10 protein-coding genes are annotated in these 13,851 nt (G+C 57.4%); 3 read left to right on the forward strand and 7 right to left on the reverse strand.

Translation table 11 applies throughout. The features are described from left to right. Nucleotides 1-133: 133 nt before the first annotated feature. From CHB79_RS20650 to CHB79_RS20660, 3 genes are all read left to right on the forward strand, one after another. Nucleotides 134-5,632, forward strand: a complete 5,499-nt coding sequence (locus CHB79_RS20650) for a trifunctional serine/threonine-protein kinase/ATP-binding protein/sensor histidine kinase (RefSeq protein ID WP_089361357.1) — start codon at nt 134-136, stop codon at nt 5,630-5,632. An 85-nt stretch (nt 5,633-5,717) separates the two neighbouring features. Continuing rightward, nucleotides 5,718-6,191, forward strand: a complete 474-nt coding sequence (locus CHB79_RS20655; protein ID WP_176443236.1) for a MerR family transcriptional regulator — start codon at nt 5,718-5,720, stop codon at nt 6,189-6,191. Beyond that, nucleotides 6,145-6,894, forward strand: coding sequence for an SDR family NAD(P)-dependent oxidoreductase (locus CHB79_RS20660; protein ID WP_089361282.1), 750 nt, complete (start codon nt 6,145-6,147; stop codon nt 6,892-6,894). Before CHB79_RS20655 ends, CHB79_RS20660 begins: the two co-directional genes overlap by 47 nt. 44 nt (nt 6,895-6,938) lie before the next feature. Here the strand turns inward: CHB79_RS20660 and CHB79_RS20665 are convergent, their stop codons facing one another. The 7 genes from CHB79_RS20665 to CHB79_RS20695 form a co-directional block, all read right to left on the reverse strand. Then, a complete protein-coding gene (locus CHB79_RS20665) occupies nt 6,939-7,322 on the reverse strand; it encodes a hypothetical protein (protein WP_089361283.1) in 384 nt (127 codons plus the stop codon). Nucleotides 7,323-7,600: 278 nt separating this feature from the next. After that, a complete protein-coding gene (locus CHB79_RS20670) occupies nt 7,601-8,179 on the reverse strand; it encodes a lecithin retinol acyltransferase family protein (RefSeq protein WP_010485411.1) in 579 nt (192 codons plus the stop codon). A gap of 166 nt (nt 8,180-8,345) precedes the next feature. Next, nucleotides 8,346-8,822: a nuclear transport factor 2 family protein gene (locus CHB79_RS20675; RefSeq protein WP_010485413.1), complete on the reverse strand. Its 477-nt coding sequence runs from the start codon at nt 8,820-8,822 to the stop codon at nt 8,346-8,348. A 41-nt stretch (nt 8,823-8,863) separates the two neighbouring features. Beyond that, a complete protein-coding gene (locus tag CHB79_RS20680; protein ID WP_089361284.1) occupies nt 8,864-10,918 on the reverse strand; it encodes a 2Fe-2S iron-sulfur cluster-binding protein in 2,055 nt (684 codons plus the stop codon). Nucleotides 10,919-10,966: 48 nt separating this feature from the next. After that, nucleotides 10,967-11,587: a glutathione S-transferase gene (locus CHB79_RS20685; RefSeq protein ID WP_089361285.1), complete on the reverse strand. Its 621-nt coding sequence runs from the start codon at nt 11,585-11,587 to the stop codon at nt 10,967-10,969. A 146-nt stretch (nt 11,588-11,733) separates the two neighbouring features. Next, on the reverse strand, nt 11,734-12,642 hold the full coding sequence (locus CHB79_RS20690) for a LysR family transcriptional regulator (protein ID WP_089361286.1): 909 nt from the start codon (nt 12,640-12,642) through the stop codon (nt 11,734-11,736). Next, nucleotides 12,643-13,560 carry a LysR family transcriptional regulator gene (locus CHB79_RS20695; protein ID WP_089361358.1) on the reverse strand — a complete coding sequence of 306 codons (918 nt, stop codon included), beginning with the start codon at nt 13,558-13,560 and terminating at the stop codon, nt 12,643-12,645. Between the last annotated feature and the right edge of the window lie 291 nt (nt 13,561-13,851).

The following is a 13,851-nucleotide window of genomic DNA, read 5'->3' on the forward strand; positions in this document are numbered from 1 at the left end:
CGTGCATTGAGGCTATTGCCAGTGGTTTTGCGGTCTATCTTGTTTAGCATGATGTGGGCGTATGACGAACAGCATGTCAGCCGCTTGCGGCAGGTAAACGTCTACCAATGGTCCGATGTTGATGGATAACAGACTGCAAGTATTGTTTAACGACGGCGAGCGTACATTTTGTCGCGAGTGGCGTGAGGGACCGCTTGGGCGTTACAGCATCCTGACGATGCGTCCGACTGCCGAGCAACCAGCGCCTGCGTGCCTTGATCGGCTTATTCACGAGTTCAGCCTCAAGGATGAACTGGACGAGGCCTGGGCGCTCAAGCCAGTCGAACTGGTTCGCGATGGCGGCCAGACCACATTGATACTGCATGACCCCGGTGGCGAGCCGCTCTCGCGGCTGCTGGTCGCGCCCATGGACATCGGTGAGTTCCTGCGCCTTTCCATTGCCATCGCCGAGGTACTTGGCAGGCTGCACCAGCGCACATTGGTGCACAAGGATCTCAAGCCAGCGCACATACTGGTCAACTGCGATGACGGCCAGGCGCGCCTTACCGGGTTTGGCCTTGCATCGCGAATACCCCGGGAAAAACAGGCCCCGGAACCGCTTGAAACCATCGCCGGTACACTCGCCTATATGGCTCCCGAGCAAACCGGACGGATGAATCGCTCGATAGACTCACGCAGCGACCTGTATGCCTTCGGCGTCATCCTCTACCAGATGCTTACCGGTTCGCTGCCCTTTACCGCAGTCGATGCCATGGAGTGGGTGCACTGCCACATCGCTAAAAAGCCCTTGGCGCCCAGTGTTCGAGTCGAAACTGTTCCGTCTGCGCTCTCTTCGATCGTCATGAAACTGTTGGCCAAGACCGCCGAGGAGCGCTATCAAACCGTCGCCGGTGTCGAGCAGGATCTTCGTCGCTGTTTGTCCGAATGGCAGAGCCAGCGGAGCATCAATGAATTTCCCCTGGACGAGCACGGCACCTCAGATCGCTTGCTGATTGCTGAAAAACTCTACGGGCGCGAGCAGGAGGTCGAGACCCTGGTGAGTGCCTTTGCCCGGGTTGTAAGCAAGGGTGTTCCCGAGCTGGTGCTGGTTTCCGGATATTCGGGAATTGGCAAGTCATCGGTGGTCAATGAGTTGCACAAGGTGCTGGTGCCTCCGCGTGGACTTTTTGCCTCCGGCAAGTTTGACCAGTACAAGCGCGATATCCCTTATTCCACTCTGGTTCAGGCATTCCAGGGACTGGTGCGCGCCTTGTTGGGCAAGACCGCGGCCGACCTTGCAAGCTGGCGTGTCAGGTTGCTTGGGGCGCTGGAGCCCAATGCGCGGCTTATGACCGACCTGATCCCTGAGTTGAAACTGATTATTGGTGAACCCGCCGCGGTTCCCGAACTTGAGCCGCAGCAGGCGCAGCGCCGGTTCATGCTGGTGTTCCAGCGCTTTATCGGCGTGTTTGCCCAGCCCGAGCATCCCCTGGCTCTGTTCCTCGATGACCTGCAGTGGCTGGATATTGCCACCCTCGATCTGCTCGAAAGCCTGTTGGTGCAATCGGACTTGCGTCACCTGTTGCTGATTGGCGCCTACCGGGACAACGAAATTGATGCCATCCACCCGCTGACCACCAAGCTGCAAGCCATAGGCAATGCTGGTGTCAGAATTGATGAAATCAGGCTGATGCCTTTGACGACCGGGCATGTCCAGCAATTAGTCTCTGAAGCTCTGCATTGCCTGCCGGAACAGATCGATACCTTGGCCCAGTTGATACATGAGAAAACCGCTGGCAATCCCTTCTTTGTGATCCAGTTCCTGCAGGCATTGGTCGAGGGTGAATTGCTCAGCTTCAATTATCGCCTTGGGTCTTGGCAGTGGGCGCCTGAGCGCATCCATGCCAAGGGCTATACAGACAATGTTGTTGATCTGATGGTCAACAAGTTGACGCGCCTGCCGCTTTCGACACAGCAGGCGCTGCAACAACTGGCCTGCCTCGGTAACGTGGCCGAGACAGCTGTACTGGCGATGGCCCTGAACCGTTCGCCGGAACAGGTGCAGCGGGTGCTGTGGGAAGCGGTGCGACAAGAGATGGTCGAGCGTACGGCTGAGGGCTACAACTTTGCTCACGATAGAATTCATGAAGCCGCATATTCCTTGCTCGCCGCCCCCCAGCGTGCCGAGGCACACTTGCGAATCGGCCGGTTGCTCGCGGCCCAGATGCTGCCGGGCCAACAAGAGGAGTCGATCTTCGAGATCGTCGGGCAGCTCAATCGCGGCGCTGCTTTGATCGATGACCAACCTGAGCGAGAACAACTGGCGGCGTTCAACCTGCTCGCCGCCTTGCGTGCCAAGGCATCGACCGCCTATGCGTCGGCACTTGCCTATCTTGCTGCCGGTATTGAATTGCTCGCAGCGGACCGCTGGACGCGCCAGCATGAGCTGAGCTTTGCGCTTGAGCTAAATCGCGCCGAATGCGAATTTCTGACAGGGCAGTTGATTGCGGCGGACCAACGCCTGGCAGCGCTGATGGACCAGGCCTCTACAACGGTGGAGCGCGGCCAGATCACCTGCCTGCAGATGGATGTCCATTTGCTGCTTGACCGTAGCGACCGTGCGGTTGCGGCCAGTCTCGACTACCTGCGTCATGTCGACATCGATTGGTCGGCCCATCCCCATGACGACGAGGTGCGTCGCGAATACGATCAGATCTGGCTGCGTCTTGGCGACCGGAGCATCGAGTCGTTGATTGATCTGCCGCTGATGCAAGATGCCGCGTCTTTGGTGACCCTGGACGTACTGGGCAAGCTGTTTGCGCCTGCCTTGCAGAGCGACGCGAACCTGGCCAGCCTGACGATTTGCAAGGCGGTCAGCCTTAGCCTTGAACGTGGCAACTGCGATGCCTCTTGCGTGCTCTACGCCAATGTCGGCCGGGTGGCGGGGCGACGGTTCGGTGATTACCAGGCCGGCCTGCGCTTTGGCGAGCTGGGCTGCGAGCTGGTCGAGAAACGCGGACTAAAGCGTTTCGAGGCGAGCACCTATCTGTGTTTTTCGATCTTTGTCGCACGTTGGATGAAACCGGTGCGAGAGTGTCGAGAACTGTTGCAACGTGCGTTTGTGGCGGCCAATCGTGTCGGTGACCTGGCTTATGGGGCTTACGCCGGTAATGCACTGAACTCCGACCTTATTTTTTCTGGCGAGCGCTTGTCTGATGTGCAGGGCGAGGCTGAGCGTGGCCTTGCCTATGCCACGAAAGTGAGGTTTGGCCTGGTCACTGACTTTATCAGCACTCAACTGGCGTTGGTGCGGATGCTTCGTGGCTTGACGCCGAACTTTGGTTATTTCGACAGTGAGCAATTCAGTGAACGCGAAACCGAGGCCCACCTGTGTGCCAATCCAGATCTAGCGCTTGCAACCTGCTGGTACTGGATACGCAAGCTACAGGCGCTTTATCTGGCTGAAGAAAACGATGCAGCCCTGGCATCGGCGGCGAAGGCACAGCCGTTGCTCTGGGTTGCGTCCTCCTTTTATGAGGAAGCTGAATACTATTTCTATGCGGCGCTGGCGATGGCGGCAGCTTTTGAGCACGCGTCTGGCGATGTTCGCGAGCAGTATCTGGCTGACATGGTCGGGCATCATTTGCAGCTGCGGACCTGGGCGCAACAATGCCCTGAAAACTTTGCCAGCCAGGTTGCCCTGGTGGATGCTGAAATCGCCCGCTGCCAGGAGCGTGTGGTCGATGCCGAACAACTCTATGAGTACGCCATAGATCTGGCGCAGAAAGCCTCGTTTGTCCATGTCGAGGCCGTGGCCAACGAGCTTGCTGCGCGATTCTATGCTGGGCGCGGGCTGCAAAAAGTTGCTCGCGTATATATGCAGGACGCACGCTATGCCTATTTGCGCTGGGGGGCCGATGGCAAGGTCCGCCAGCTCGAAGCCAAATACGCCTACCTGCGCCCAGATATACCGGCGCCCGGGCCAACCACCACCATTGCCGCGGCGGTTGAACACCTCGATCTGGCGACTGTACTCAAGGTCGCGCAGGCGGCATCCGGTGAGTTGGTGCTGGAAAAACTGATCGACATGGTCATGCGTACGGCGATTGAGCAAGCTGGCGCGGAGCGTGGCGTGCTGATCCTGTCGAACGATGGTGAGCTGCGGATCGCGGCGGAAGCGACAACCAGCCAGGATGCCACGCAGATGATGCTGCGCGATGTGCCGGTGAGTGCATCGCTCTTGCCGGGCTCTATCCTTAATCAGGTGCTGCGTACCGGCCAATACCTGTGTCTCAATGATGCAGTCGCCGAGTTGCAGTTTGCCGGTGACACCTATATTCGCGAGCACCGTGCCCGTTCGATTCTGTGTTTGCCGTTGATGAACCAGGCCAAGCTTATTGGTGCGCTCTACCTGGAAAACAACCTCGCCGCGGAGGTCTTCAGTCCCGCGCGTATCGCGGTACTCAAGCTGCTGGCCTCCCAAGCGGCTATCTCCCTGGATAACGCCCGGCTCTATCGTGGTGTCGAACAGCGTGAAGCCAAGATACGGCGACTGGTGGACGCCAATATCATCGGTATTATCGTGTGGAACACCGATGGTGAAATCATTGAGGCCAATGATGCCTTTCTGCGCATGGTGGGCTATGAGCGCCAAGAGCTTGTCTCAGGCAACATAGGCTGGCGCGACCTGACTCCTCCTGAGTCGCGGGCAGAGAGTGAAAACGCCCTGGCAAAAGCCATAAGTACCGGGCATGTCCAGCCCTTCGAGAAGCAGTACATTCGCAAGGATGGCAGCCTGTTGTCGGTTATTCTCGGTCTGGCTTCTTTTGAGGCAAGCCGCAATGAGGGCGTCGCCTTTGTGCTTGATCTGACCGAGCGTAAGCTGGCGGAGAAAAAGGCCAGCGAAGGCGAGCTCCGATACCGTGAAGTTCAGGCTGAGCTGGCACATGCCAATCGCGTGGCAACCATGGGCCAGCTTGCAGCCTCGATTGCCCATGAAGTCAATCAACCCATAGCGGCGACAGTCACCAACGCCGAGACGGCATTGCGCTGGCTGCGCTTCGAGCCGCCCGAACTGGGCGAGGTCGAGCAGGTGTTGGGGCGCATAATCAACGATGCCAACAGGGCTGCTGAAGTGCTCAGCCGGATTCGTGGCTTGATCAAGAAGGAAGCGCCGCAGAAGACCTTGGTCGATATCAATGTCGCGGTTCATGAAATGATCGAGTTCACCCGGGGGCAAGCCAACAAAAGCGGTGCCTTGGTGCAGGCGCAACTCAGCCGTGGCCTGCCACTGGTCGACGGCGACCTGGTCGAACTCCAGCAAGTGCTGCTCAACCTGATAATCAATGCGCTTGAGGCCATGAGCGAGGTTGCCAACGGGGCCAAGGAGTTGCACATCAGTACTGGTCGAGATGATGGCGGCAACCTGCTGGTGATTGTCCGCGATTCCGGCCCTGGCTTTGCCGAGGAAAACGCCGAACATGTGTTTGCGCCCTTCTACACGACCAAGCCGACCGGCCTGGGAATGGGGTTATCGATCTGTCGCTCGATCATCGATGCCCATGGCGGGCGTTTGTGGGCGAGTGCCAATTTGCCGCGCGGGGCTGTTGTTCAATTTACCTTGCCAGCGGCTTCGAGTGCGCCCGCGCAGTAGCACCTGAGCTTGGTATTTTTCCTGAATTTAGCGCTTGACCCTGACACTAGCGTCAGGGTTTTAGAGTGCCTTGGTGGAGGGCATCATGCGAATTGGACAACTGGCAAAGCGGACTGGTGTGAGCCATCGGGCCTTGCGTCACTATGAAGCGCAGGCGCTGATTGAGTCGACCCGGCAGGAAAATGGTTACCGTGAATATGGTCATGCGACCGTAGAGAGGGTCTTGTGGGTTCGCGAGCTAATCGACTGTGGCTTCAGCACGCGGCAAATACATGGGCTGCTGGCTTACCTTGAGGACAGTGAGCCTGGTTCGGAGCATTTCCGTCAGTGCCTGCAGCAACACATGGAGAAGCTGGGCGCCCTGGATAGCCTGATTGCACAGCTATCCGAGCGTCGCCAGCGCCTGTTCGAACGCCTTCGAGTTTACACCGATCCAGATGCCCCCACGCACACCGATGAGCAAGCCAATGATGGGCTTGATCTCGAATACCAAGGTATTAACGGAGTCAGTGATGGGCAAGTTGAACAACAAAGTAGCAGTGATTACCGGCGGCGGTAGCGGCATTGGTTTGGCCATCGCCCAGAGGTTTGTCGAGGAAGGCGCCAGGGTGGTGATTTCCGGGCGCAGCGAATCGGTACTCAATGACGCCGTGGCGCTCATGGGTTCGCAGGCCACGGCAGTGTGCGCGGACGTCAGCTCTGCCGATGATATTGAGCGTCTCTACCAGCAAGTTGGCCAGTTGCATGGCCGCATCGATATCGTGGTGGCCAATGCAGGTGTCATCCATCCGGCCCCTTTTGAGAGCGTGACCCTGGAGCAATTCGATAGCCAGTTCGATATCAATGTCCGCGGGCTGTTTCTGACCACGCAAAAAGCCTTGCCGCTGCTGAACGACGGCGGCTCCATTGTATTGGTGTCCTCCATCGCGCATTTCAAGGCGATTGATGGCCATTGCGTGTATGCGGCGGCCAAAGCTGCAGTGCGCTCCTTTGCCCGTAGTTGGGCCCATGACTTGAAACACCGGGGTATCCGGGTCAACTGCCTGAGCCCGGGACCGGTCAAGACCCCGATCATCGGCAAGATGGGGATCGCGCCAGAGAACCTTGAGGCTTTCGAGAATAGTGTTGCAGCGATGATCCCGCTGGGACGCCTTGGGCGGCCCGAGGAATTGGCTGCTGCTGCGTTGTTTCTGGCTAGCTCCGAGAGCAGTTTCGTCACCGGTATTGATCTTTGTGCAGACGGTGGCCTGGGCCAGATCTAGCCAGCAGATGAGCGCCCACCGAATCGGGGGCGCTATAGCCAGGGCTAGCTACGGGCGCAAGTTGTTGCCGCGTTGACCAGATCCCCCTTGGTCTGCCAGGCGTGGGCTTGGTAGACGCTAAACTGCAGGTTGCCATTATGCTCGCTAACATCGACCCTTCCACTGGCCTTCTGCGGGTCATTGCTGCCGACAAGCAACTGCCCGGAGGTCTGGTCGAATGTGATGGTGCTGGTACTTGAGTTTGCCCGTTTGCTGACGCAATCGAGGTAGGCAAAACGATTCATGTCTTGCAGGGTATTACGCCGTTCCCAACTGAGTCGGGTATCGGCGTTCTGTGCGCAACCTGCCAAGCTTGCCAGTGCTGCCAGCACCAGAGCTGCGGCGCTGCGTGTGATCTGGAGTTTTGCCACAGCGTTTGACATTGTCATTTTAGCTGTCCTCTTAGCCTGTTTACTGACGGAGGGCATTGCTGCCTTGGGACAGATTCTTGAACAGGGCGCAGATGCAGGCCAGTCGATATGATCAATAGTCTTTATTGGTAAAAATACTCATGACTTGGCATCGATCAGGCGCTATTGCCCCTTTATTTTCCAGGCCAAGTCGGCTCACTGACCAGGATGAGGTTCAACGGGAAGTCTGACCACACAGGTTTCTTGCCGTGCGTAGGGTGCATGGTTGTTGCTAGGCTGAATACGCCGTCGAATCGCTAGGCCGTAAGGCAGGGATCAAGCGCTGAAATCAAACACAGCAAGTGGGCTGGGCAATGCAGGTAGGCATTGATTTGCGCGCTGTGGTTTTGGCCGTTGATACACCAACTGCAGAAGTGTTCGCAGTTATTGGTAAGCAGTTTGTATTGGTTCTCGCCGACTCTCGACCGGGCGCGATTGACGACTTGGTCATTGGAAAATCTACGCGGCTCTTCGAGTCGCCAGACGGGTTTCCCATGGGCAAAGCGTTGCATGTTGGTGATCTCAATCGGGCCTGCTTTGAACGAGCTGCCAAATCCTGAGTAGTGGGCAATGGTGCCGTTGCCCAGGTAGATACCATGATGCATATAAAAACGACGCGGGCTGATCAGGTGTGCGCCTGGAGACAGGCTGTCCATATCCGGGCCGATGCTGACAACATTGAACTGCAGCCTGGCTAGATCTTCTGTCGAGTGAGCCTTGGGCATGATCCGGTTGAGCTGGCTGGCAACGCTGGCAGTGCTCAGTCTCAGGCAGACCAGCATTTTCGAGCGAAGCTCTGTCATGGTGTCCAGCACATCAGCGCTTAGCTTACCCACGATGAAATCCTCCACAACCCCTGGCGATTAATCTATCGCCGGGGCTGTGGGTTTTCATTTGCACTCGGGCTTAGTTCAGCTCATTCATCAATATGCGGTTTTTATACCTTGGTATCGAGTCAGTTGTACCTCTCCGGACTCCAGGTGCTGGCGAACCTTATTGAGCTTACAAGCCCAGGTCGGAGAGACCTGGGTGGTCATCCGGACGACGGCCCAGCGGCCAGCGAAATTTTCTGTCGGATTCCTTGATGGGCAGGTCATTGATACATGCAAACCGATGTGCCATGAGGCCGTTTTCAGCAAACTCCCAGTTCTCATTGCCATAGGAGCGGAACCAGTTGCCGGAGTCATCATGCCACTCGTAGGCATAACGCACGGCGATTCGGTTATCGGTAAATGCCCACAGTTCCTTGATCAAGCGGTAGTCCAGCTCCTTGCTCCATTTGCGCTGCAGAAAGGCTTCCGCTTCGGCGCGGCTGTTGGCAAATTCAGCACGGTTTCGCCACTTGGTATCCGGGGTGTAGGCGAGTGCGACCTTAGCCGCATCGCGGCTGTTCCAACCGTCTTCTGCAAGTCGCACTTTGAGGATGGCTGTTTCCCGGGTGAAGGGAGGAACTGGCTGGCGAATTTCTGAGGTGGACATGACGATTGCTCCTGTTTGGTTGGCGGGTTGTGACGCGTTGCTTAAAGGTCAAGAACCAAGGGCAAAGTCCCTTCTGCTGCTTGTGCAGGTATGGCGCAGCAGATCAGCACAGTATTGTCATCTGGCAATTGCGCGGGTGGATTGGGGTAATGCACCTGGCCGCTGATCAAGCGCGTGCTGCAGGTGCCGCAAGAGCCACCACGACAACTGAACTCAGGGCTGAGCCCCCGGCTTTCCGCCAACTCCAACAGACTGCCGCTATCTGGCTTCCAGCGTGCCTGGGTGGCGGAGGATGAAAAATAGACAGGGACCGGCGTGCTTGCAGCAGGCGGTTGCTCCAGCACCGATGATTGTTCTACTTCAAACCGGCGAAGGGCCGAGGGGCCGAAGGCTTCGGCGTGAATGCGCCGGTCTGGAATATTGATGCCACGCAGAGCGTCGTAAATATCCTGGATAAAACCTGCCGGGCCGCACAGATAAAAATCATAGTCATCCAGCGGTAACCGAGCCTTGATCTGAGCAAATCCGAGACGGCCGGCCACTTGGTAGTGCTGGTCCAACACCGTGTCTGGGCCGGGGTTACTCAATGCCCGGTGGATATGCAGTCGTCCGGCAGAGCGTTGTTGCAGGTCTTTGAGTTCCGCCTGAAACGGCAGGTCCTCAAGGCCTCTGGCGCTTTGGAATAGATGAACGGGACGCTCGGTTTGCTGCAGTTGATTTTGCACAACCAGCTCTCTGGCCATGGAAATCAGTGGTGTGATGCCCACTCCCGCCCCAATCAGGACCACTGGCCTTGCTGTCCCGTCACAGAGGGTAAAGTTGCCCAGCGGCGTGCGAACTTCGAGCAGGTCGCCAACCTTCACTTGGTGGTGAAGAAATTGCGATGCCTTGCCTTGCAGCTTGACACTAATGCGGACGTGTCCGTCTGAGGGTGCGCTGGACAGGCTATAGGTACGTACGAGCGCATCCTGGTCTGCCCCGGGGATGCGCATCGGCAAGTGCTGGCCAGGGGAGAAGGCAACCTGTGCGCCGTCCAGCGGTTCAAGGTACAGCGAGCGAATGTCTTTGCTCTCTTGGTGGACTCCCGTCACTCGCCATTGATGCCACTGTCGGCGTAATTCGTTCTGGCGCACGCGCTCGTCAGCCTGCTCCCAGGTTCCAGTCATCAGGCTGGTCGGGGCATAGTCATCAAATGTCCAGCGAATCGACAAGGCCTTGGGGCGCAGGACGACTCGCTCTGCATCAAAGGTCCAGATCCGCTCGGCGCCCTCGAATGCCTTGATTGTCGGACTGTCGAGTATCAGTTCTGCCCGCCCGGTAAGTTGCAGCATGTCCCCGTTTGTGAAATCGACGAACAACAGCCCGGCCAATCCGTTGGCCTGCAAGTTGCCAAGGGTATTGAAGTGCAGGTTCCCAGCGTAGTCAGGAATGCTCAGTCGGTTGCCTTCGACCTTGACGAAACCGGCGCGCCCACCGCGGTGGGATACGTCAACTGAACAGCTGTGGTCTTCATGGGTAAAGTAGCTGGCAATGAAAAAGGTGTCGGCATCGCGAATCATTTTGCTGGTTTGTTCGTCCAGCACCGAGGCGTCGAGCCGTGGGCCCTTGCCCGGTGGATCGGGTAAGCGTGTATAGGACCTTTGCTGAATATACTTGGGACAGTTGCCGAAGGAGTGCTCGACCGCAACCTCAAGTCGATTTGCCGTGGCCTGCTGGATAATCCCATTGACGCGGTTGCGTCGCCGAGTGTGCAGTTCGATACCCAGCATGCCTATGGGCTGTCCTGCCTGCATTCCGGCGGTGGCTGGGTCCTGGCTGTCGGGCTGTACAGCCAGGGCCAGGTGTTCCGGGTCAGGTGAGCTGACGAAACCTTCGGGTCCTTCCAGAAAGGTAGCCCAAGGCCGCATTTCTGTGTCCAGGCTGCCAACCACCATAAAGGGCAATTGCTGGAAGAACTCGCGGTGTTGGTCGGGCATATAGGGACGAATGACCTTTTGTCCAACCGCCTCCATTCGATCAGAGGCGTTGAACAGGTCTTGGAGTATTTTCTCACCGGCATGCCAAGGTGATCGACGGTGCTTGGGAAGGTGTTCCATGCGGAGCACTCCTTGAATTGGCGGCCTTAACAGCAGCCTGATCCGGACTTAGCTTGCTTGTAGGCCTACAGCGGTACGTTGCATCGGCACGAATCCGGGAAGCGCTTCAATGCGCGCAAGCCAAGCCCGCACATTTTCAAGAGAGACGTTGCCCTCCGGGGCATGGGCTATGTAGCTGTAATTGGCTACATCGGCAATGGTGGGCTGGTCGCCGACCAGGAACGAGCGCTCGTTTAGTTCGTTGTCCATCACCTTAAGCAAGGCGTGGGAGCGGCCGATGACTTCATCCGCATTGAATGACGCGCCGAATACCGTGATCAACCGCGCGGCGGCAGGGCCAAACGCAACTTGACCTGCGGCCACCGAAAGCCAGCGCTGGATATGTGCGGCGGTCAGCGGGTCTTCGATTTTCCAGTTACCGCTACCGTATTTTTGCGCGAGATAGACCAGTATCGAGTTGGAGTCACTGATAACAGTGCCTTTGTCGTCAATAACCGGAACCTGGCCGAAGGGGTTGATGGCCAGGAACTCGGCTTTTTTGTGCGCGCCGTTGGCAAGGTCGACAAAGACCAAGTCGGTAGGTAGTTGTAGCAGGGAGAGCAGTAGCTCAACGCGATGGGAGTGGCCGGACAACGGGTGGCGATAGAGCTTTATGGCATCAGTGGGCATGATTTTGACTCCTCAGTTGATTTGGGGAAATCAGCGCTAAGGCAAACCCAATAGGAGGTTAATGCGCTGGTTGGGGATACTGCGCCCAGGCTTGGCTGAGCAGAAGCCCCGTCACAGACAATGCATAATTTCGTTTTTTGAAAGAGTCAGCTTGATTCAAGAAGCGCCGGATGGGCACGCAGCAGCGGCGTTGCGAAATCGATAAAGGTGCGCACGCGTGCGTCGGCACGTCGGCCATTGCGATAGAGTAGTTGTGCGGGTACAGCTGGGCTGGAGAAGTCAGTCAGAACCGGTATTAATAATCCGTTGCGTACTTCATCGTGGACCTCGTAGCTCATGCAGCGAACCAGCCCGAGCCCGAGGCTCGCCGCGCGAATGGCCGCGCGCTGGGTCGTGCATCTGAGCACCGGTGCGAGCTTTGCCTGCCGGTAGGAACCCGCGTTGCAAAAGCGCCATTCGGATTCGCAACCTTGGGCTGTCGTGACAATCGTCCGGTGGTTCTTGAGGTCGACAGGCGTTTGTGGCTTTCCCCATTTTGCGAGGTAGCCGGGCGCGCCACAGATGATTGGCTTTACCTTGCCAATCGGCATGGCGAAGCCAGAAGAGTCCGGCAGTTGGCTTACGACCAGGGCGATATCGATACCTTCCTCAAGGAGTTTGGGTACAGCTTCACGGGTTAGGGTAAGCAGTCGCACATCGGCAAAGGCTTCCAGGTAGGCCAGGGCAACCGGCATGAATATTTGCGACGCCATCAGCAGTGGCAATGCGACAGTCAACTGTCCGGACGGGCGTGCGTGCAGACCCACAGCAGAGTGCTCGGCCGCAACTGTCTGGCGCAATATATGTCGACAGCTGTGGGCGAACTCTTTGCCTGTCGGGCTCAGGGTGACACCCCGGGGGCCACGGAGCAGCAGGGTATTATTCAGACGTGTTTCCAAGGCGCTGATCGTTCGCATGACAGTGGCGCATGACACTTGCAGGTGCCGTGCAGCGCCAGCCAGACTGCCAGTCATCGCCACGGCATCGAATGTCTGGATCTCTCGATAACGGCCCATTTACAGGTCCCGTATCGCTGGTTGCAGACTCGGGTCGGCAAGAAACTGGCGTGTGCAATAGTCGACGAAGGTTCGTACCTTGGCGGGTAGTCGGCCACTGTCTTGATAAACAATATGTACCGGCAAGGCAGTTGTTTCGAACTCTTGAAGGACAATTTCCAGCTCGCCCCTGGTCACCCATTCGGCAACTTGGTAAGAAAGCACCCGCGTCAGGCCTCCCCCCATGCGCGCGGCATTGATCGCCGCCTGATTAGAACTGACTACCAGGCGGGCCTTGGGGTGTAAGGTCAAGTCACTTTTCCCGGTCTTGAAGTGCCAGGCGGTCAGCAGATTGCTAGCCGAGGACATGACAATCGGCATGCTTAGCACGTCCTTGGGCAATGTTGGCCTGCCCACCCGATCTAGAAAATCAGGCGCGGCGCAGACGACGGGACGGATTTGGCCGACCTTCACCGCCCGGAGGCTGGTGTCCGGTAATTGACCGATGCGGATGGCGACATCTATGCCTTCCTCAACCATGTTTACCAGACGATCAACCAACAGGGCGTTGATGGTGACCTGAGGATGTTGCTCCAGATAGGCGTTGACCAGCGGGATCAGATACAGTTCGCCGAACATTACAGATGCGGTCACGGCCAAGTCGCCTCGCGCCCGGTTACTGCTGCCTGCTGCCAGTTCTTCCGCTTCGTCAAGTTCGAGCAGGATGCGTTTGCAATCATCGACATAGCGCCGCCCAGCTTCGGTCAGGCGCAAGCTGCGTGTACTTCGCGCCAATAACAGCGTGCCCAGGCGGTTTTCAAGCCCGGCAATCACACGCGTGACACTCGGTGGCGACATAGCCATCAGCTTGGCCCCACCGGCGAAGCTTTCTGCCTCAGCCACGGCCAGCAGCACCTTCATCTCTTGAAACCTGTCCACAATCACCGCCAACTATAAATTAGGTTAAGTCCTTCATAGCCCAGTCCTTGCCGGCAGGACAGGTATCACTCGCCATAAGGAGGCGGCTCTGCAGCACGGTTGGTCATAAAGCTCGCCTTGGTATTCAAGCAGAGCCTACCAAGAATGCCCGTTGCAAACAGAGTGTTGGCAAGTACCAGGACAGTCTGCTGGTTTTGATGACGCCATCGGCCAGCAAGATGGTCGTGCAAGTTGCACGGTCATTAAAAGTCATCATGCACAATGCAAGCCGTTGCTTGGTCGTGTTGGCTT

Source organism: Pseudomonas segetis (assembly GCF_900188155.1).
GTDB lineage: Bacteria > Pseudomonadota > Gammaproteobacteria > Pseudomonadales > Pseudomonadaceae > Aquipseudomonas > Aquipseudomonas segetis.